This is a genomic window from Ectobacillus funiculus, from assembly GCF_004138295.1.
GTDB lineage: Bacteria > Bacillota > Bacilli > Bacillales > Bacillaceae_G > Ectobacillus > Ectobacillus funiculus.
Genome location: NZ_SCFM01000002.1, coordinates 132,831 through 153,141, shown reverse-complemented (window position 1 = coordinate 153,141; position 20,311 = coordinate 132,831). Strand labels below are relative to the sequence as shown.

The following is a 20,311-nucleotide window of genomic DNA, read 5'->3' as shown; positions in this document are numbered from 1 at the left end:
CTATAGATGTCCCTATCCACTTGGATACTTTTTTCTTTTTAGGCTTTTAAAAAAGAAGCTGATCTTCAAAGTGAGCAGCCTTCCGCTTCTCCTCTTCATCAAACAAATGATTAAACATATCCGCAGCCTTCTTATCTGCTTCATTTACTGCTATCACCTTTGGCAGAAAGGACTTTGTTTTGTTTTGCAAACTCATCTAATGATAACTAGCCTCATATGAAATTCGTGTTCCTCAGACCGGAAGTTTGCCGCTCGCTTCCTTCAGGTTCCGCGTCACCATGGACCCCCTTGCGTTAAGCTAACCACTACTTCTGCCTTCACGGTTCGGGACTTTCATCCTAGAGACTACACTCATGCCGGGCGTACTAAAAAAGATGGAGCATAAATGCCCCATCTTTGGATTTGTATTAAATTATTATTCGGCACTTTTTACCGGAACCTGAATCGGTCCATCTCCGAACAAACTGTCTTTTCCCTTCTTACCTAGAATACATTTTTATGAAGTTCTTCACGTATTTCGGCGGAAGTATTCATATCATCAAGATTTCCCGAATGTCCCCTTCTATCGTTTGTAAATTTTATTAATATTAAGTAAATATTCCCAAAAAACCTCTGTACTAGCTATCTGCTATTTTATAATAGCTATGATTGAATATAACAACGGTAATGATGAGTCCACATTGGTTTTGATTAGTTATTATTTTAAGTATAAGGAAGAGGTGTAGATGGATGAAGTTAACAAAACTTTTAACTGGTGGAACAGTTGCAAATCTATTATTGATTTCCCAGCTTAGCATAGCTTCTGCAGAAACAGTTTCCCCTTCACAGGTTTCTGTAAATGAGTATGAACACCAAAAGACAGTTGTGGAACACCATTCCGTTGGTCATTTATCTTTTATTGGTGAACAACGTATTGCAAATGATGCCATCTTTAATGGTACACCTGTTGGCGGGCTTTCTGGTATCGATTATGATCCACAGACAAAAAAATGGATCATGATTAGTGATGACCGTTCTGATTTAGCTCCAGCCCGTTTTTACACCGGGCAGCTAAATTATGACTCTAGTCATTTCAACTCTGTAAATCTAATAGATGCGATTACGTTAAAACAACCAGATGGAACACCTTACCCTAATCGCAGCCAGTATGCTACTAACCAAAAGGGTATTGTACCCGACTTTGAATCTATACGCTTTGATCCTAGGACCCACAACCTTTGGTACACAAGTGAAGGTGATCGCAATCTTGATCTCGTTCCCCTTATTCACCAGGCACAACAAAACGGTCAATATCTCTCATCCTTTCAAATCCCGGCACAGTTTACTATCGGATCTAACCATGGATTTCGGAATAATCTTGCACTTGAAGGGAGTTCGTTTTCACCAAATGGAGAGTTCTATTTTACATCCATGGAAGCTCCGCTTTTCCAGGACGGAAATATTCCAACAGTCGATGCAGGGGGTTACTCACGTATTACAAAATACAATCGACAAGGCCATATCCTTGCTCAATATGCTTACCCTGTTTCCGCTATTCCAGCTAAACCGGGGGAAGGGAAAAGCGCTGATAACGGTGTTTCTGAAATGCTCACCATTAACAATCATGAGTTTTTAATGCTTGAGCGTTCAGGTGTACAAGCTGCAGATGGCAGTTATTCAAACTACATTCGCATCTATAAGGTCGATACGCGTCATGCTTCAAACATCAGCCAGATGGATTCACTGCTTTCAGGAGATTTTAAACCTGTCTCAAAAGAACTTGTTCTCAATCTTAACACACTTAATTTACCAAAATTAGATAACATTGAAGGCATGACATGGGGAGCAAAGCTTGAGAATGGTCATGACAGCCTCGTCCTCATTTCAGACAATAACTTTAATTCAACCCAAGTGACACAATTCCTTGCATTCGATGTTTATCCTAAATAATTTTTTTGATGGTCAATAATAGCCCTATGGGGATGTCTCGTAGGGCTTCCTTCTTAAAAATCCTACAATGCCCTTAGTTTTTCATCTCATGTTACTCCTTCAGCATGTCAACATCTGTTTAGGTAAAGAGCAACCTGAAAAATCTGTAGTTCCCCCAGTTCCCCTAGTCCAAAACGAATGAAACTGGCGTTAAAAAATTTATGTTTCTTTTTGTCTTTAGTTTTTTAATGGATACGTTTTCGATATTAATGTATGTCCTCGGTTAAAAAACGCATAAAGCTGCCTGTTTTAATCTTCGCTATTGCAAACGCATTCATTTAACCTCTAGTATACGCATAAGCTTTAATAATCCAATTTTCCAGGCCATTCATTTCGTAAGATTCAACGTTTTGCATCCTTCTATTTCTTCCTTTGCAGTCAGTTCTCTTTATCATTTCACAAAAGATGGATGAACAGTAAGAGTCTATTTATCGAAGAATTCTAGAATTTTGGGAATGGGAACAACAATTCCTTTCCTTCGTCTACTAACAAAAATGAGAGGGTGGAAATATATGTTAGATTTTCTAATTGGCTTTGTAAGAGGGATTGCAGCGATAGGTCCGATCTGGTTTGTTCTGTTTTTAATTTACTCTAATGTGGGAGAAACGAAAAATTGAATCTATTAGTCGTTCAGAAATATCAACCAGAAAAAGCTAAAACGTATCTTCAATAAAGCCTATGCAGACAATTTAGGCCTGATACAATTTGAGATTTACGATGAAAATCCGCGCAGCGGGTGAAGCTCGATGGTTAAACTTTCATCATAACAATATACGCTTTCATTTAAGATGGGATTGCTAAGGTGATCGCATCTTTTTTCTTCATCGTAAAGGTTAGTTGAAGACCGGGAAAGGTGGATTGAAAGTTTGTCTGCCACCCTGCCCCCAAAAGTTCAAGGGTATAGGACTGATATGTAACATCTCTATACCGAAAAGAGAAATCCAAATTCACAGACAGGATCATTGGGCAACAAAGAAAATGTAATGTGAACTTGTGTTAGTTATGATAATAAAGTTTATGAATGGGAATAATAGAACAGCAATGGATTTATCACTATTATGTCAAGTTTTCCTGATTTTTTATCCTTACTTTTATAAAAAAGGAGCCAAAAGATGAGTAAAAAAATATTGATCACCATTATGGGAACACTACTAACATTAAGTGTTGCGGGTTGTGGAAATACACTAAACAATAATGAACTTAATGCTCAATCGGATTACAAAATGACTTACGCTAAACGATCGCTATCCAGGCCTTTCGCAGATATGTTCTATGGGTTTAGATTGATGGACAAACTTATAGCGAAAGAGGATTATGCTGCAGCAAAGACCCTTTCTCGTAACCTTGACGATGAATTTCACGATGCCATCCTGCCTTCAATCATTGCCAAAAAGAGTAAAACATTTGCCAATGGTATCGATGAAAAATACGATGAGCTAACAGAGGCAATTTCCAAAAAGGATAAATCCCAAATCCACGAGCTGATCGTGTTAAATCGTAATAATCTCAAAGAAATTGCACCTATGTTGGGCGTTTCAGTGTTATCAACCAAATAATGAAGTCTTAACACACATATATCCCAAGCACAATGGAGGAAATAATATGACAAAATGGACTATAAAATTAACGATACTGGAAGTCATTGTGGGAGTTCTTTTCATGTTGTATGAACTTTTTACGGGTCACCCATGGACAATGGATGGAATTCCTTGGACAATGGATGAAAACTTCCATTTTAACGTTGCACTTGGATGTTTTACCGGTGCAGGATTTACCTTCATTTTCGGTGCCATTCTAGGATCTATCCAACATAGAGATTATTCGTACAAAGAATGAGTTCTCTCAATGCTACTATAGAGCTGTTTTTCTAATCTGATTCAGACCTTAAACTGTTTTTTAGAAGGGGGCGCAAAATGGAGAGTCTTTATTATACAGTTAGCTATTTAGGGTTGTTTGCAGCAGCAGTGGGGTTATCCTCATATATGTATTATAAATTGATGACTGAATAATAAGAACGTACCATTCCCATGGATCCGTTCCTGCATAAAAAAGGGCTTTGTCAGATTTTTCAACAAAGCCCTTAATAGTTTGGCTTATTCCCCTGTTTATAGATAAGCAGTGAAGAATTGTCGTAAGCTGCCTCAAATTTCGTATAACATGAAAAATTGTTGTATTTGACCTCAAAATGGTAGTACATCACGAAAAAATGTCGAAAGTCCACCAATAATTGTCGTAAAGTTCGCGTTTGAATAGAAATAATGTGTACCATTCATTCTTTCATTGATTTTTTAAAAATAATAGTGGATAAAATAAAAGTCACACCAAATAAACCAAGAATAATAAAAAGTCCGTAATTCATCTTGTCCTCCTTTTTAGTGATCGTATTGTTTTTTAATTTTCCGTCTACGAAATTCCAATTACCAGAGTTGAAAACACCCCTAATATATAGAAAAAAGAGCAAATAAACATCCGTTTTGCCCAAAAAACTAAATGATCCTCCTCTTGCCACATTCTCAAGTGCAACATAAGAGAACGTTGTTAAACATGATGGCACCGGCAAGGTAAATGGTATTAAAATTCCCATTTATGTAAAGGACGATGGAACAAACAAATAAAAGTATCATATAAATAAGACTTTAAATTTGGGTTTCACGGGGGCCTATAATTACCGGCATCATCGGAATGCCTGCCTTTGTATATTCACCCTTCTTGTATAAGGCAAGCGCCTAGGGAAATAAAACCTAGCATAAATAAGATTCTAGGTTTCATCACTTCTATATACAAAGAAATGGTTTGAGTCAAGCAACTTAATAAAGATGGCGAATCCCGATTAATTTTCGGGATAACTGCCATAGACCCCCCACTCCCTCGTGTTTACCTTCCATGACCCATCGTGGGTTTACCTCGTTGGGACGCCCAGATTCTATTGAACCACATAGTTAAATGCCATAATCCATATGGAACCAAGGATGACTGTTACAGCGAAAACCAAACCTAAAATTAATGCCATTACATTGTATCTTGGTCCGTCTCCCTCACGAATATGCATAAAGAAGAATAGCTGAAGGGCAAATTGCAAAATAGCAGCAATCAAGATACTAACCGTCAGCAGTTTTTTGGCCATCATATGATTCAATACAAGAATAAGTGGAATGATTGTCAGAATAATTGATAAAATGAAACCGATGATGTATGACTTCATGGCCCCAGTATGTTCAGTATGTTCAGTATGTTCGTGATTTGCCATTTACATCACCCCCATTAAGTAGACAACAGTAAAGATGAAGATCCAAACGGCGTCCAAAAAGTGCCAGTACAAACTAATAATCGAGATTTTACCTTTAGTCACTGTTGTAATGCCTCTTTGGGCAAGCTGTATTATCAAACCAATCATCCACATAATACCGAACGAAACGTGCGCCCCGTGCAGTCCTACAAGACTGAAGAACGAAGTAAGAAACGCACTCCTAGAAATGGAAGCCCCTTCATGAACCATGTTTGTAAACTCATTGATTTCAAGCGCGATGAATGCAGCACCTAAAAGAACCGTTAGTATTAACCAGCCAATCAGGGAATTTTTCTTTCCTTTGTGCATGGCCAACACTGCTAATCCACTCGTAAAGGAACTAATTAAAAGAATGAAGGTTTCAAGGATAAACCCAGTAACATCAAAATCATGAGCCGTAAATCCGCCATCTGTATGTTCGTGTAACACAGCATAAGCAGCGAAAAATGTAGAAAACAAGAGACAGTCGGTTACAAGAAAAATCCAAAACCCTAAAGTTTTCAATTGCCCCTGGTCTACATGACCATGATCATGACCATGGCCAGAGGCTTGCGCAGAAACACTTTGTGACACTACTTACTACCTCCCTAATGTTTCTTCCATTGATGTTTTTTGAATTGCAGGGGAATGCTTCCTTAAAGCTTTTTCCGTTCGTTCAATTTCATCCACTGGAATGTAATAATCCGTATCATATTGGAAAGAACGTGCGTATAGTGTTAACGCAACACCAATTAATCCGGCAAAGCCCATCCAATACCATTCGAACGTAAATCCAAATCCAACTATAAAGAAGAAGCACGACATGATAAAAGCGATACCTGAATTTTTCGGCATATGAATAGGTTCATATTGTGGAGTTTCTTGTTTATATCCTTCTTGTTGCATTTCTTGCTTCTTGTACCACCAAGAGTCACGACCTTTTACTTCTGGGATGATGGCAAAATTGTATAGCGGCGCTGGAGAAGGAATCGACCATTCTAATGTTCGACCATCCCAAGGATCACCTGTGACATCACGTTTACCATGTTGAATGCTGTAAAGGATTTGCCAAACTTGGATGACGAATGCAATTCCCATTACGAACGCACCAATGGAAGAAATCAAGTTGAGCGGAGCCCAGCCCATATCCCAGCCCTCGGTTTGATTATAAATATAAACACGCCGTGTCATACCCATAAACCCAAGAGCATATTGAGGCATAAAACAAACATAGAAACCAATTTGCCATAACCAAAAGCCCCATTTTCCGAGGGTATAATTTAATTCAAAACCAAAAATTTTTGGGAACCAATAATACATACCCGCCAGATAGCCGAACACGACACCACCGATTAACACTTGGTGAAAGTGGGCAATTAGGAAATAGCTATTATGGTATTGATAGTCTGCTGGTGCTGCTGCAAGCATGACACCAGTTGCACCACCAATGGCAAAGGTTGGAACAAACGCTAAAAACCAAAGCAATGGCTCCGAAATCTCGATACGTCCGCGATACATCGTAAACAGCCAGTTGAAAACTTTAACACCAGTTGGAATTGCGATAATCATTGTACAAATGGCAAATGTAATATTCACATCAATACCGGCACCCATTGTAAAGAAATGATGAACCCATGTATAGTAGGAAACGACGGCAATCGCAATCATGGAATAGACCATCGAATTGTATCCAAAGGTTCGTTTTCTAGAGAAGGTTGCCACTATTTCAGAGAATACTCCGAACGCAGGTAAGACAACGATGTACACTTCAGGATGACCCCACATCCAAATCAGGTTGACATACATCATTGGATTCCCCCCATTGGTCATGGTGAAGAAATGTCCATCAAGTAAACGATCGACTGTTAACATGAATAATGTACCAGTCAGAATAGGGAATGCCCCTAAAATGGCAATGGATGCTGCTAAAACAGACCATGTAAACAAAGGCATATCTTTTAAGCGCATGGATGGTGTACGCATTTTTAGAATGGTAACAGCAAAATTGATTCCGGTAGCCAAACTTCCGATACCGGAAATTTGAACACCCCAAATCCAGAAGTTCTGACCAGGCCCCGGGCTAAAGGTTGGTTCAGATAAAGGCGGGTAAGATAACCACCCTGAACTTGCAGACCCGCCAATCACGAAAGAAATATTAAAAAGCATGGCTCCAATGAAGAACAGCCAAAAACTAATGGCATTTAGTAATGGGTAGGCAACATCACGAGCACCAATTTGCAACGGTACAACGATATTAAACAAGGCAAACATAAAAGGCATTGCCATAAATAAAATCATAATGGTTCCATGAGTGGTGAAAATTTCATTATAGTGGTCAGAAGCTAAAAAATGACTATTTGGAACCGCAAGCTGTATACGCATAAGTATCGCATCCACCCCGCCGCGGAAGAGCATAAGCAAAGCAGCTAATAAATACATAATCCCGATCTTTTTATGGTCAACTGTTGTAAGCCATTCTCTCCATAGCCAGCCCCATCTTTTTAGCCTGGTGAGAGAGACGATAATAGCTACCATTGCCAAAGCAATGGAAACGTCTGCACCATATATCATTGGATCGCCTGTAACAAAAAAATGCGAAGTATTCATGAAATAGTTTCCTCCTGTTTAAGGATGAGTATGAGTTTTTTGCATTGGCACATCCTCACCCATATGGTGTTGATGATGGAAATAGGTTCCACCATTTTTATTTACGATGTCTTCAAATAAATGCTCAGGATAGGAAGAAAAGCTTAATTCTTTAACAGTATTTGGTCTAACCAAATCCTCATATCCGTCCCTTGTCAGAGCAGGTGAGTTTTTCCTGAGACGAGCGACCCATTTATTGAAATCAGCTTGACTTACCGCTCTTACTCTAAATTTCATATGTGCAAATCCTGTTCCGGTAAAGTTAGCACCGGAACCATAATAATTTCCTGTTTTATTGGCCTGAAGCCACATCCCCATCGCCATGCCAGGCATGGTGTATTCCTGACCTGCTAACTGCGGTACCCAGAATGAATTCATGGGCGCATCAGCGGTTAAGACAAATTGAATGGGAACCCCAGCGGGAATTTCCGCATAGTTGACAGTGGCGACCTTTTGGCCGGGATACGTAAACAGCCATTTCCAATCCAATGAAGTCACTTGAACAACAACAGGTGTAACATCCTTTACAGGAGGCTTTGATACATCAATCGCTGTTCTTGCTGTGTAAAACCCTAGAATCGCTACAATAACAATAGGAATTCCCCACCAAATCACCTCGAGCACTTTGCTATCATCCCATTCAGGCTCATAAGGTGCATTGTTTCCAGGCCTATTGCGATAACGAACTACGATATAAACAGATATTGCCAAAACAGGAATAATAACAACTGCACATAAGATGGTAGAAATAATAATTAAACGCATCTCTTCATGAGCGACCGGTCCTTTTGGATCAAGTACAATATACTTACTACGGTCACAACTAGATAAAAGCATCACACCCAATAAACCCAAAATAGAAGTTTTACTATACCGAATCCATTTTCTCACTTCAAAATTCCCCTTCGTTTTATTTATGGAGTTCTTGAATATAAACCTTTTTGATTACCAGTTAATATAGTATCCAACTTCTTTGGTATAATTCCAAAACATGGAGTACTAACAAAATTTATGTAAATACTCCAGAGGGGTTTTTTATGTGGGCCTTACATAACCTTGGAATTAGCATAGATAGAGTACGTTTTTTGAGGAGGGGGAATGTGTTGATTAAGATTTTTAAAAAATTTTGGGACAGATAGAAGAAACATTCATGGGGAAATCTGGATTTGTTCCTGATAATACAAACATAAAAAACCAAGCCGAACCCTTAATCTCTTTTTTAATAATGACCAACAACCTTATTTTACCAAAACTTCCTGCTCCCTTATCTTACTGTTACTAAGGACTGCAACGTGCCTGAAAACTAACCTTTGTTGCTGCTTAATGCTAATCTCCCACAATTGAAAAAGCTAAGCATCAGGCACCTTTACTAATCCTCTGCTTAGCCATCTTTTTACTCCGATGTTGCTCGGTCAACATGTCAACACCTGTTTGGGTAATAAGTAAAACACAACCTAGAAAATCCAACTTTCTTCCATATAAAAAGCCTATATGGCTCAAGCACTTGCCACATAGACTGCTCCATTTGTATAGTTGCTGCATGATGAAACCCGAGGGTTTCATCATTTTCTCTAAACTTAATTTAGTTGGATATACTCTAGATCATCAAGTAATAGCTCAGCAAAATCTCCATCGATTTGCTTGCCTTTTTGTTTGTTTACTTCCTGTATAATTTTTTCAAGCTTCTGCTGTTGGTCCTTATCTTTTGCCTTTAGAGCGTTTTCCACCTTAGACTGCAGACTTTGAGCTATTCCGTGATTCGCAAACCAATCATTCGTTTCACCTATTGGATACGGTATTCTGTTCGGTCTACCCCTACTCCAAATGGGTTGTCTGTTGCTTGGAAGGAAAGGTTTACATCTTTTTGGTTATAGTGATTTTCTCCAGAAACACCATCTACTACGACAGTTGTTGTTGGTGCTGTATCATCATAAATTTCAACTGGAACGGCACCAATTTTTACAGATTCCGTTATAGCATTATCAGAACCTAATTTTAATCGAAGACTTGCATCGCCTGAAATCGTTGGATTAATTTTTACTGTCAATTCCTTTGATGCATGTCCAAAAATATCGGCTGTCACTGAAAATTGTTGACTATAGTTGTAGCTTGATGGCCATGTACCGTCTTCATTTTGGAACATTGCTACTTGCTGACCACCACTAACATACATTCCAATTTTCAAACCGGAAACGGTAGCATTCGGATCTAGGTTGTTTAGCTCTACACGAATCTTAAATTCAGATTGGTTTGGCAATGTTGATTGATGTACAAGCTTGTATTCAATTTGTTTTGGAGCTTCTTTGGATGAACCATAAGAACCTGCTGCATAAGTTGTAGGGTCATACCATTTGTAGCCAGCTGCTGGAGCCGCCCATGGTTCAGTTTGTGGTTCTGTTGAAGTTTCCGGGTTTTCCATAGCTAGAGTTTGTGTTGGCTGATCTAACTGTAATCCCTGAACTTGACTAAAACTTGTATATGTTTCATGGTTAGCTAACCATTCTACTGTTTGAACTAAGAAGGTTGCATCGTTTGCTTCACCTTTAAATCCATCATAGGTTGTTTTCTTCGAACCATTTTCTTCACGTAAATATTTAGGTGTTGAATCCTCGACAGGTGAGGAGTCACCGATAAACGCAGCTTTTCCTGCTCCTACTTTGGAAATCGCTGCAAATGGTCCTTCTGCACGGCCACCCCCGTTATAAACGGCTTGGTCAACAGCGAAGCCCCAACCCTCTACATTTGTTGGAACGTACACAAGTCCCTTTGCTTTCGTTGGATCTACAATGGCTAGTGTTGAACCGGCATGCATGGCAACAGATGCCACATCCTTTGTAATACCAAATGATTGGTCAGAAGTGACAACATCTGTTAAATTGTCCACATCTCCAAGAGCATTGTAACGGAAACGAATCCCAAAGTTGTCAGCTAACCAGTTGGAACTTTGTACACCTTGCATGGCAGGTGAAGCTGCTTCTTCAGCTGTCATTCCTTTTGCAGGGTTGTCCCAAGCACCACGTCGGTAACCATTCATAACCTCTGACGCATCCCAACGGTTTTTGTTACGGTCCGCATTATAGTGATCTGCAATGAAGAAAATACTTCCACCATTTTGTACATATTGAAGCATTGCTTCTTGTTCTGATTTTTTATATGGAATATTGGCCTCTCCAATAATGAACACATCATAATCCTTTAACTTATCAAAGGTTACCGCTTGCTCACCGTAAGTGAAGGGAATCGTTCTTTCTAATTGGTCGACAGTGAAATGATCTGCTCTTAAAGCGCCGGCAAAATCTGAGAATCCGCCATCGATTACCCAGTCAGCAGCTCCCGCTGTTTGACCATGGGTGTTGTCGAATAAGACTTTTTTGCCTGTACCATCTGGAAGATCTGTGCTTGGAGTCTGCGTTTGACCTTCCTTTGTATAACCATTTGCAATAGCGTCTGCTTCCGTGTTGAAGAAAATACGCTTTTCAACTGGGACAGATGCCCACTCTTCTTTGTCCACATATTTCTTTGTATCAGAGTTTCCAACTGGACGAGTCAGGGATCCATCAGCATTTGCCGCTGATGCAGCATTGGGAATGAAACTCATAAAATTAGAAATTACGACAATAAATGCTAGAATAATACCTAAAGCTCTTCTCTGATTCCTTTTCTTCAATTGAAGAACCTCCTAATACTTTTTTTAAAATGGTAATTCACTAGATTTCAAATCCTGTTCCTCCTTATTTTTAATCTTGGTAAGCCCTGCTTTTTTAAGGTACCAATAAACAACAATCCTCCCATAGGTATTTTATATATTTTTACAAATTTTTACACAAATTTATTAAAAATATATAAAAAAGTGAGGGAAACGTTTTACATCGTTTCCCTCACTTATGATTTACCAGATAACTTTCCAATTATGATTACAGCTTGCCTCCACAGTTTTTCTTTTTATAAAATAATTAGCTAGAAGCTCTGTCATATCTGTCTGAATTTCTGTTATGACCGGTTTGTCTTTGAACATTTCAAAGTCTCCTCCACCACCGGCCCTGTAATTATTCATCACCACATCATACTGTTCAAGAAGACTGAGCGGCTTGCCATTGCGAGTCAGTTTTTCCACTCGGGACCCAACCGGTTTCGAAATGTTTAATTCGTATTCAATTCCTTCCCACATGTCATAGTTATAATGTTGAGGTTTCGGCTCAACAAATGTAGGATTTACCTTAATTTGTTTATTTTCATCTAAAATAAAATAGGTAGCACATTTTTCCAATGCATCTTTGATATCCTGACCAGAAATTCGGATGACTTTCAATGTATTAGGATAAATATAATTTGACACAATATCTCGCATCGTTATGTGTTTAGCAAAACCTGGAGATTCATTGTGAAATAGAGCGGTGTTTGATATGTCCACTCCAGTTGCATCCATTTGAACTTTATTGATGAATTCAATTAGCGGATGGTCAGCGAGTCTAACACTAAAGACATTTGCAATTGACATATCTCCCGTAATTTCACCGATTGGCTGATCTAGCCATTCCTGCGTTAGTTTCTCAAACTCTTCAGCTAATTGGAGGACTTCTCTTTTGGCTGTTGTTTTATTTTCTACTTTCAATAACTCAGGCGTTTTACTTACCACTTGCCACTTTCCATTTTGATGTTCAAATTGAACTTTAACTTTTCCCAAAGCATGGCCATTAAAACTAGGCTGAATGACTGTGACTCCATTCAGGCTGGAAGAAATCTCCCGGTGCTGATGCCCGGTTAACAATACATCAATCCCTTCAATTTCATGACAGATTCGATAGCCTTGATTTTCCCCAGTTAATGATTCTGTAGGCTCCCCTGAAGAAAGATCTCTTTCAAAACCCCCATGATAGGAAACCACTAATAAATCAAAGTTTTCATTTTCTTGGATGTACTTAATCCATTTTTTCGTAGTTTCGAAAGCATCCTCAAACTTTAATCCTTTGATATGACTTGGATTCTCCCAGTTTAGGATGTAGTGTGTCGTTACACCCAATACAGCAATTCGAAGCCCATTGGAAAATTCCTTTATGAAATATATGTGACCGAAAGCAGGCTGATGTTTTTCCTCTTCGATAATATTTGCAGAAAGCCATGGGAAACTAGATTCGTTTATCGATTTTCTTAGCAAACTCATTCCATAATTAAATTCATGGTTTCCAATGACCGCCGCATCATATTGTAAGAGATTTAAAATACTGATCATTGGATTTTTTTTCTTAGGAAGCAATTTTGCAAAATGATAAGTTAATGGAGTCCCTTGCATCACGTCCCCATTATCGATAAGCAGTGTATAATCGGCATTATTTTTCTCGTGGTCTATGAGGGTTGCAATTTTTGCTATACCCAAGTTCATTTCCTTACTAGTCCCATAATTGATTGGGTAAACATTCCCATGAATATCACTAGTTTCTAGAATGACCAATTCACACTGGTCAGTTAGCTTGTTCATTTTTCAACCACCTTTTCCTCTAAGGATCAGTGTTTATTATATCTTTTACGCCTGAAAAATAACAATAAATTACAAATTTAGAAAAACATTTACAATACCTTCACAAAAAGGTGACTATTTTTTGTTATACTTTCTCTTGCACAACCAAACTATTATTTTTACGGGGGTTACCTTGATCGACCTTATCTCCGGTTACTTAAGAAAGAGAATTATTTAACACTCATTAATACCAAAGGTAATCAAAGTGCTAAAAAATAAATTTAAGCGCATAGCACACGTTTTTTCATTTGTGAAAAAACGTGTGCTATTTTTATTGTAGAAAGAAGACAGAGGAAGACTATATCTCCCTCTGTCAAGTTTATTCTCCCAGTACATCAAAAACAGTAACTGGTCCTTTTCTCTTATGTTCCGTATTTAAGAATAATTTTTCGATTCTCTGCTTACTTTTCTCCTTTACTTCTTTTCCCTCCAAGTAATCATCAATTTCGTCATATGTGACTTGTAATGCTACTTCGTCCGGTAATTGCGGCTTATCATCTTCTAAATCCGCTGTTGGAGTTTTCAAGTATAAATGTTCTGGGCAACCCAACTCCTTTAGCAGCATTTTTCCTTGTCTCTTATTGAGTCTGAAGATTGGAACTACGTCCGCTGCTCCATCACCGTGCTTCGTAAAGAATCCCACTAAAGCTTCCGCAGAATGGTCCGTTCCTAATACTAATCCGTTTTTTGCACCTGCAATGCTGTACTGCACCTTCATTCGTTCCCTTGCTTTCTCATTTCCTTTTAAGAAATTCGTTAACTCAATACCAGCTTCTTTTAAAGAATTTACACTAGCATCCACAGCGGGTTTGATATTCACAGTAATTACTTCGTCAGGCTGAATAAACTGAATTGCATCTTGGCAGTCACTTTCATCCTTCTGAACTCCATAAGGAAGTCGTACAGCGATAAAAGAATATACCTTTTCGCCTAGCTCCTCGTTAAGCTCATTTACAGCCATCTGAGCAATTTTAGCTGTTAAAGTAGAATCCTGTCCACCAGAAATCCCTAACACAAGAACCTTAATAGCCGGATGCTTTCTTAAATAATTTTTTAAAGCCTCCACACTTCTATGAATTTCTTTTTTCACATCAATAACCGGTTGTACTTTTAGTTCCTCAATAATTTGCTGTTGTAATGTTTTCATAATAAATTACCTCCATATTGTAATTAAAATAGTTTATAGTTTAATTCATTTGCTTACGTAGTTGCTTTCAAATAACCCCTAACGTTTTATTTCTTTATATAATCCATGTTCTTTGATGTATTCATAACAAGCATCTGGTAACAAAGAATCAGCTTCTCCTCCAGAAGCAATCTCCTCGCGAATGTAAGTAGAGCTTATTTCCATGACTATCCCTTTATCCATTAAATGAAATCGACCATCATCATAGTTCCTTAGCAGAGGAGACTCTGCTATTGTTTCCGTCATGTTAATACCTTTTCTTCCCATTACGATGAATTGATTATGTTTTATCAATTCTTCATCCATCGTCCATTTTCCATCTTTAATGTCTACTAAAAGGTCTGCACCCATAATAAAAAACAACTCAGCTTTAGGAAACACCTTTTTAAAATGTTCCATTGTGTAGTAGGTATATTGTCTTTCAGGACGGACATTCATTTCATAGGTATCTAAAATTAGTTTCTTCTTATTAACAATCGCTAATTTAACCATTTCTTCTCGATGCTTATCTTGCGTTTGAAGAACTTTATCTCTCCGAGCCTCTCCAATTGAAGGCAGTAAGATAACAAAATCTAACTTCTTTCGATGTGCTACCGTAGCAGCCACCCACAGATGAGCATGAGTAATTGGGTCAAAGGAAGAACCATAGAACCCAATTCTCACATCCTCCTTAAACAAATCTTCAATATTCTTATTTGGATTTAATGAACGATAATAATCCACCATTTTTTCTTGAGAAATTGTCATCAAAATGCACCTCATTTCTATAAAATTAACCATATCTTTTCTGTATTTTTATCAACCTAACTTTGCTGCCAACTTTTCTTTAACTTCCTGGAGTTGCTTCATTTTGTTATCCCAGCATTTTTGGCTTAAATCAACCGGATATTCTTCCGGATTCATATCACGCTTATATTCATCCCACAAAAGTTTTAAATTATCTTTTACGTATTGTTGCATTTCCTGAATTGTCGGTAACTCATACACAAGTTCACCGTCCACAAAAATATCGTGGTGCAACTCTCTTGCCTCGAAGTTAGTAACAAACTTTGAAATAAACGTATGAACGGGATGAAACATTTTCAGCTTTTCTTCTTCTTGAGGGTTTTCATCCTCTAATGTGATATAATCCCCTTCAGAACGTTGATTTGTAAGATTGATAATGCGATAAATTTTCTTTAAACCTGGAGTAGACACTTTTTCGGGGTTTGCAGAAATCTTCACAGTGTCGATAAGCTCTCCACTATCATCTTCAATTTTTACAAGCTTAAACACAGCGCCAAGAGCAGGTTGGTCAAATGCCGTGATTACCTTTGTTCCTACGCCCCACACATCAATTTTTGCTCCTTGCGCTTTCAAATGACTAATTGTGTATTCATCCAAATCATTAGAAGCCACAATCTTCGTTTCTTTAAATCCTGCTTTATCTAGCATTTTTCGTGCTTCTTTAGATAAATAAGCTAAGTCTCCGCTATCTAATCGAATTCCTTTAAAATTGATATCCTTTCCTAATTCTTTCGCCACTTTAATTGCTGTTGGAACACCAGATTTTAATGTATCATAGGTATCTACTAGAAACGTGCAATCTTTATGTCTACGAGCATATTTGTGAAATGCTTTGTACTCATCTCTATATGCTTGAACCAGTGAATGGGCATGTGTTCCAGCAACCGGAATACCGAAATTTTTACCCGCCCTAACATTACTTGTAGCATCAAAGCCTGCAATATATGCAGCTCTTGTACCCCACATTGCTGCATCAAACTCGTGCGCACGTCTTGTTCCGAATTCCATAACGGTTTGCTCTCCTGCTGCCCTCTTAATTCTCGCGGCTTTTGTTGCAATTAATGTTTGATAATTGACAATATTAAGAAACGCCGTTTCTACCAATTGTCCTTCTGCCAAAGGCGCATCTACTTGAAGGATTGCTTCATTTCCAAAAACTAATTCTCCTTCTTTCATTGCTCTGATTTTCCCAGTGAAGCGTATTGTTTTCAGATACTCTAAAAAGTCATCAGAGTATCCTAATTCATTTCTCAAATATTCGATATCACTTTCTGTAAATCTATACCCCTTAATAAACTCAATAATTTTTTCTAATCCTGCAAAAACCGCGAACCCATTCCCAAACGGAAGTTTGCGGAAGTATAATTCAAACACTGCACGTCTATTGTGCATGTTATCTTCCCAATATGTTTCAGCCATGTTAATTTGATATAAATCCGTGTGTAGTGCAAAGCTATCATCCATATATTTTTGATTCATTTTCATTTCCTCCAATGTTTAAAATACAATATCAATACCAGTTGGTGTTCATGCAAACCTAATACTGTAAACATCATGGCCGGTATAGAATGTTAGTTTTAATGACTTTTATCTAATCAAATCAAAGATAAATCCGTAGAATTTACTATATTTACACCGTATATATCTTTTAATTCTTTGAATGCTTTTTCTGTCATTTCTTCATAACCAGGTATTGGGCTCATACAATCATCTAATAGATAAATTCTTGCCAGTATATCTCGATTATTTGCGTAATATTCTACTATCTGTCTAACAGATTCTAATACGCAGTGGGACTTAGCCTCTCCTGCAACAATAATTTTGTCGTACAACTTTAATGATTCTAAAAATTCATCGTTGCAGTATTCATGTTGAGAATATTCCGGCTTAATAATCCCATACATTTCACTTAATGGATCTTGACCCTTTACCATCTTTTTAATAGCAGACTTTCGAGCGATAGAATGGAAATGAATGATATTTGAAAATTGCCCTTCCAAAGCCGCTCCATCTGTACCCTCAATACAATGATAGGTCCAAATACATAATTGCTTTTTACCTAACTTCTCCAAATTACGAATATAATGTAAACTTTCTTCTTGTTTATCTACTGCTACCCACTTTCCTGACTCAACATCTTCTTTTGTTATGATGGTGAACGGTTTTGGATGCTCTCCGTTTTTATCAATCCACCAACTTGGATGAAAGATTTGCTGTAGTTGATGAGTATCTAAAGAAACAACTATGGTGGTAATTTTCTCTAAGTTGTTGTGAATGAACTTTGCTACGTTCTTGATGTCTTTATGGGAATTAGGAACAGCTAATTCTCCTTGTTCCATAAAATCATTTTGAAAGTCGATACCAATGAACATCACTTTTTCGACATCTTCAATAGAAGGAATCAAATTCTCTGAATGAGCAAGAATTAATAAATCATTCAGTTTTCTCGTATTAACACCACCGATTGCATGCAAATCAACAATTTCTTCAAACTTTGTTTTCATCTTCAACACTCTCCTATTATATAAAGTTTAATTGTTAATTGTACTTTTTACATTTATTTATTTTAAAAAGTTGAGGTATCTTTTATCCCTAGATACCTTTACATTTTATTTAAAACGTTTAAAAGTATAATGAAGCTAGTTCTGACTCTTCATCATCTACGAATCGGTACAGATTAGCCGGTCTTTTAGAATTTCTTTGTGTTTTCTTATCTTTATTCTCTACTTTTTTAATGAACGGAAGATTCTTTATCTTTTTAAAGAAGTTTTCCGAAGCAATGCTTTTATGATAATAAACGGCTAACAAGACCTTTTGTAGTTCTGACACCGAAAATTCTTCCGGTAAAAATTCCTTTGCCACATTCGTTTGCATCATATCTCGTTTTATAACAGCTAAAGCATCCTGAATAATCTTTCGGTGGTCAAATGCTAGTTCTAAGGCAAAAGCCTCTTCCATGGTAAACAACTCTACTTCTGCTGCATCATCAGCTGCTTTTCGATTCTCCAAATGAAATTCAGGAACAATAGCGTAATGAGCATTAGAAATGATCCAACCTCTTTTATCCCTTCCTGGTTCATCATAAGTTCCAAATTGCTGTAAATGAATACCGTTTACGCCTGTCTCTTCTTCCAATTCTCTTTTGGCAGTCATAAAAGCTGATTCATTTGGTTGAACGAATCCCCCAGGCAGAGCCCATTTTCCTGCCTCAATGTTAGGTTCACCTTCTGCATCTAATAATGCACGTTGAATTAGCATAATTTTAAGAACTTTTTCATCATGGTCCTCATCTGGAACAATGGTAAAAACCGCTATATCAGCTGTATACCCTTTTGGAGTTACATACTTTCTTGAATCTGAATCGTAATTTTTTAATACTTCTTCTTCTGTTTGATACTTTCCCATTTACTACATTCCCTTCTATATCTAATATTGTCATTATTATGTCTGTAATAAATATTTTCAAAACTTTTGCTTTATCCCTCTTGTTAATTGTTAATTGTACCTTTTACAGTTATCATAACTAAAAATTTAAGGGAACACAATCGTTTCTTCTCTTTTTCTATAACATAATATTCTTGCTTTTTTAAAAAATTCTTTTTTAAATTATTAATTGTACTATTTACAATTAATATAACGGATTATTTTTAAATAATCAAGTTTTTTGTGAAAAAAATATAAATTCATTAATAAAAGATTGATGCATTTAACATAACGGGTTCCGTTTAAAGGTACAAGTAACCAAAATCACATTAAAATTCGTAATAAAAATATGTACTAGCCTGCCCCGTTCAAGAATAAAATCACCCATATTCTTTTACGAAGCCATTACAATAAGAAAGAAGCAGCCTTGAGCTGCTTCTTTCTTACTTGTATTCTGTTTGAATGGCGGAGATCCAAAAAAGTAATTGAAAGGGAGGGATTTTCCATTGAATACCCCTCGTTTTCTTAATAAAACCAGTTCACATTAGAATTTCTCCGATTCTGACTTATCAAATATTGACTCACTGCCGATAGCGTGTCGGTAAACGAGTTGTCCGCCAAACCACCCTCCGATTAGAAGAAAAATAAGCCCTAACAATGAGAGGGAAACGGAACTTATTAACCGCCAACCAGATAGAATTTCAACACCAAATCGGATAAAAAAGCTCCCCATAAACATTGTTATTGCAGTAATAATAACGGTCATATGGCGCATTGCGACTCGGTCGGCAGTCCCCTCTTGAGGAATGGCCAGAAAGTCAATCATGCCAGTAATTAGCGCAGGTATGGACATAACAAGACCTATTGCAAGATTATAAAACGAAAAACTCCACCAGAACGAAGCATCTGTCCAGACCCCAAGCAGATCACCAAGTAACGACACTGGCAATAGGGCCATTGGAAAATGCGTAACGACAGGGTGTACCGGATGTCCAAAAAACCTCAACCTTCCACGCTGTTTCATTTAACAACCACCCCTTACAAGATTCCAATAAGTAAAAGGATAAATGCAATAACTGCAGCTAAAGCATGAATTACAATTAGACCTTTAGGATGAGGTTTCTGGCGTAAATGGTAAGAAAACAGTACGAATCCGCCAAGCGCGGCAATAAGGAATAGAATCAAGGAGAGGATCGGAAGTAATCCTGCATTTCCCTGAACGACCCCAAGAATTAAAGTAATAAGACCGCCAGCCGCAACGACACCATGTATAAGTGATAGCCACATAGGCAAATCCCTCTGACGAAACCCTAAAATCCCCAGCACTAGACCACCTAGGGCAGCAACTGCAAACAGAATAACAGATAAGAACAGCATCTTTACAATCCCCTCCATTTACAAATTTAAGGAATCACTTCACTCAAAATGAATACAACAATAACTTTAATTAATCAAGATTATAATTGGTTAATTTGGTTTATACATTATATTTCTGAATTATCAAATAATTACTTGTTTAATT

At 37.5% G+C, this 20,311-nt stretch carries 19 protein-coding genes; 3 read left to right on the top strand and 16 right to left on the bottom strand.

Features of this window, described 5'->3' with window-relative positions; all coding sequences use genetic code 11:
- Positions 1 to 46: 46 nt before the first annotated feature.
- The gene (locus tag EP737_RS25290; protein WP_165350640.1) at positions 47 to 196 is read right to left on the bottom strand and encodes a hypothetical protein; all 150 of its coding nucleotides are present in this window, start codon (positions 194 to 196) and stop codon (positions 47 to 49) included.
- A 533-nt stretch (positions 197 to 729) separates the two neighbouring features.
- Here EP737_RS25290 and EP737_RS00900 point away from each other — a divergent pair.
- The 3 genes from EP737_RS00900 to EP737_RS00890 all read left to right on the top strand — a co-directional run bounded on the left by EP737_RS00900 (position 730) and on the right by EP737_RS00890 (position 3,804).
- Complete coding sequence (locus tag EP737_RS00900; RefSeq protein WP_129726046.1) at positions 730 to 1,929, top strand: esterase-like activity of phytase family protein; 1,200 nt, start codon at positions 730 to 732, stop codon at positions 1,927 to 1,929.
- Between the two features lie 1,151 nt (positions 1,930 to 3,080).
- Positions 3,081 to 3,524 carry a hypothetical protein gene (locus EP737_RS00895; RefSeq protein ID WP_129726045.1) on the top strand — a complete coding sequence of 148 codons (444 nt, stop codon included), beginning with the start codon at positions 3,081 to 3,083 and terminating at the stop codon, positions 3,522 to 3,524.
- Positions 3,525 to 3,570: 46 nt separating this feature from the next.
- Positions 3,571 to 3,804, top strand: coding sequence for a hypothetical protein (locus EP737_RS00890; protein WP_129726044.1), 234 nt, complete (start codon positions 3,571 to 3,573; stop codon positions 3,802 to 3,804).
- 433 nt (positions 3,805 to 4,237) lie between these two features.
- Here EP737_RS00890 and EP737_RS25915 read toward each other — a convergent pair whose 3' ends face one another.
- The 15 genes from EP737_RS25915 to EP737_RS00825 form a co-directional block, all read right to left on the bottom strand.
- Positions 4,238 to 4,552 carry a hypothetical protein gene (locus EP737_RS25915; RefSeq protein WP_205650846.1) on the bottom strand — a complete coding sequence of 105 codons (315 nt, stop codon included), beginning with the start codon at positions 4,550 to 4,552 and terminating at the stop codon, positions 4,238 to 4,240.
- Between the two features lie 339 nt (positions 4,553 to 4,891).
- On the bottom strand, positions 4,892 to 5,215 hold the full coding sequence (locus tag EP737_RS00885; protein ID WP_129726043.1) for a cytochrome C oxidase subunit IV family protein: 324 nt from the start codon (positions 5,213 to 5,215) through the stop codon (positions 4,892 to 4,894).
- Positions 5,216 to 5,827, bottom strand: a complete 612-nt coding sequence (locus tag EP737_RS00880) for a cytochrome (ubi)quinol oxidase subunit III (protein ID WP_129726042.1) — start codon at positions 5,825 to 5,827, stop codon at positions 5,216 to 5,218.
- A gap of 6 nt (positions 5,828 to 5,833) precedes the next feature.
- Positions 5,834 to 7,840 (bottom strand): cbb3-type cytochrome c oxidase subunit I, encoded by a 2,007-nt coding sequence (locus EP737_RS00875; protein ID WP_129726041.1) that lies wholly within the window; start codon positions 7,838 to 7,840, stop codon positions 5,834 to 5,836.
- 18 nt (positions 7,841 to 7,858) lie between these two features.
- Entirely contained in the window at positions 7,859 to 8,770 is a 912-nt protein-coding gene (locus EP737_RS00870; protein ID WP_246040133.1) for a ubiquinol oxidase subunit II, read from the bottom strand.
- 686 nt (positions 8,771 to 9,456) lie between these two features.
- Positions 9,457 to 9,606: a hypothetical protein gene (locus tag EP737_RS25285; protein WP_165350639.1), complete on the bottom strand. Its 150-nt coding sequence runs from the start codon at positions 9,604 to 9,606 to the stop codon at positions 9,457 to 9,459.
- 56 nt (positions 9,607 to 9,662) lie between these two features.
- Entirely contained in the window at positions 9,663 to 11,390 is a 1,728-nt protein-coding gene (locus tag EP737_RS25910; protein WP_425455824.1) for a DNA-binding protein, read from the bottom strand.
- A 378-nt stretch (positions 11,391 to 11,768) separates the two neighbouring features.
- Complete coding sequence (locus EP737_RS00860) at positions 11,769 to 13,355, bottom strand: bifunctional metallophosphatase/5'-nucleotidase (RefSeq protein WP_129726040.1); 1,587 nt, start codon at positions 13,353 to 13,355, stop codon at positions 11,769 to 11,771.
- Positions 13,356 to 13,713: 358 nt separating this feature from the next.
- Positions 13,714 to 14,541 carry an ammonia-dependent NAD(+) synthetase gene (nadE, locus tag EP737_RS00855; protein WP_129726039.1) on the bottom strand — a complete coding sequence of 276 codons (828 nt, stop codon included), beginning with the start codon at positions 14,539 to 14,541 and terminating at the stop codon, positions 13,714 to 13,716.
- Between the two features lie 78 nt (positions 14,542 to 14,619).
- Complete coding sequence (gene nadD, locus EP737_RS00850; RefSeq protein ID WP_129726038.1) at positions 14,620 to 15,327, bottom strand: nicotinate (nicotinamide) nucleotide adenylyltransferase; 708 nt, start codon at positions 15,325 to 15,327, stop codon at positions 14,620 to 14,622.
- A gap of 51 nt (positions 15,328 to 15,378) precedes the next feature.
- On the bottom strand, positions 15,379 to 16,845 hold the full coding sequence (locus tag EP737_RS00845; protein WP_129726037.1) for a nicotinate phosphoribosyltransferase: 1,467 nt from the start codon (positions 16,843 to 16,845) through the stop codon (positions 15,379 to 15,381).
- 116 nt (positions 16,846 to 16,961) lie between these two features.
- The gene (locus EP737_RS00840; RefSeq protein ID WP_129726036.1) at positions 16,962 to 17,870 is read right to left on the bottom strand and encodes a cysteine hydrolase family protein; all 909 of its coding nucleotides are present in this window, start codon (positions 17,868 to 17,870) and stop codon (positions 16,962 to 16,964) included.
- A gap of 118 nt (positions 17,871 to 17,988) precedes the next feature.
- Positions 17,989 to 18,771 (bottom strand): NUDIX hydrolase, encoded by a 783-nt coding sequence (locus EP737_RS00835; protein ID WP_129726035.1) that lies wholly within the window; start codon positions 18,769 to 18,771, stop codon positions 17,989 to 17,991.
- A 562-nt stretch (positions 18,772 to 19,333) separates the two neighbouring features.
- Positions 19,334 to 19,795, bottom strand: coding sequence for a DUF2231 domain-containing protein (locus tag EP737_RS00830; protein WP_165350638.1), 462 nt, complete (start codon positions 19,793 to 19,795; stop codon positions 19,334 to 19,336).
- A gap of 32 nt (positions 19,796 to 19,827) precedes the next feature.
- The gene (locus tag EP737_RS00825; protein ID WP_129726033.1) at positions 19,828 to 20,166 is read right to left on the bottom strand and encodes a hypothetical protein; all 339 of its coding nucleotides are present in this window, start codon (positions 20,164 to 20,166) and stop codon (positions 19,828 to 19,830) included.
- Positions 20,167 to 20,311 lie beyond the last annotated feature (145 nt).

Excerpts from the sequence above, each read along its gene's own strand:
- EP737_RS25290 (WP_165350640.1), bottom strand. The coding sequence starts at position 196 with ATGAGTTTGCAAAACAAAACAAAGTCCTTTCTGCCAAAGGTGATAGCA.
- EP737_RS00900 (WP_129726046.1), top strand. The coding sequence starts at position 730 with ATGAAGTTAACAAAACTTTTAACTGGTGGAACAGTTGCAAATCTATTA.
- EP737_RS00895 (WP_129726045.1), top strand. The coding sequence starts at position 3,081 with ATGAGTAAAAAAATATTGATCACCATTATGGGAACACTACTAACATTA.
- EP737_RS00890 (WP_129726044.1), top strand. The coding sequence starts at position 3,571 with ATGACAAAATGGACTATAAAATTAACGATACTGGAAGTCATTGTGGGA.
- EP737_RS25915 (WP_205650846.1), bottom strand. The coding sequence starts at position 4,552 with ATGGGAATTTTAATACCATTTACCTTGCCGGTGCCATCATGTTTAACA.
- EP737_RS00885 (WP_129726043.1), bottom strand. The coding sequence starts at position 5,215 with ATGGCAAATCACGAACATACTGAACATACTGAACATACTGGGGCCATG.
- EP737_RS00875 (WP_129726041.1), bottom strand. The coding sequence starts at position 7,840 with ATGAATACTTCGCATTTTTTTGTTACAGGCGATCCAATGATATATGGT.
- EP737_RS00860 (WP_129726040.1), bottom strand. The coding sequence starts at position 13,355 with ATGAACAAGCTAACTGACCAGTGTGAATTGGTCATTCTAGAAACTAGT.
- nadE (WP_129726039.1), bottom strand. The coding sequence starts at position 14,541 with ATGAAAACATTACAACAGCAAATTATTGAGGAACTAAAAGTACAACCG.
- nadD (WP_129726038.1), bottom strand. The coding sequence starts at position 15,327 with ATGACAATTTCTCAAGAAAAAATGGTGGATTATTATCGTTCATTAAAT.
- EP737_RS00845 (WP_129726037.1), bottom strand. The coding sequence starts at position 16,845 with ATGAATCAAAAATATATGGATGATAGCTTTGCACTACACACGGATTTA.
- EP737_RS00840 (WP_129726036.1), bottom strand. The coding sequence starts at position 17,870 with ATGAAAACAAAGTTTGAAGAAATTGTTGATTTGCATGCAATCGGTGGT.
- EP737_RS00835 (WP_129726035.1), bottom strand. The coding sequence starts at position 18,771 with ATGGGAAAGTATCAAACAGAAGAAGAAGTATTAAAAAATTACGATTCA.
- EP737_RS00825 (WP_129726033.1), bottom strand. The coding sequence starts at position 20,166 with ATGCTGTTCTTATCTGTTATTCTGTTTGCAGTTGCTGCCCTAGGTGGT.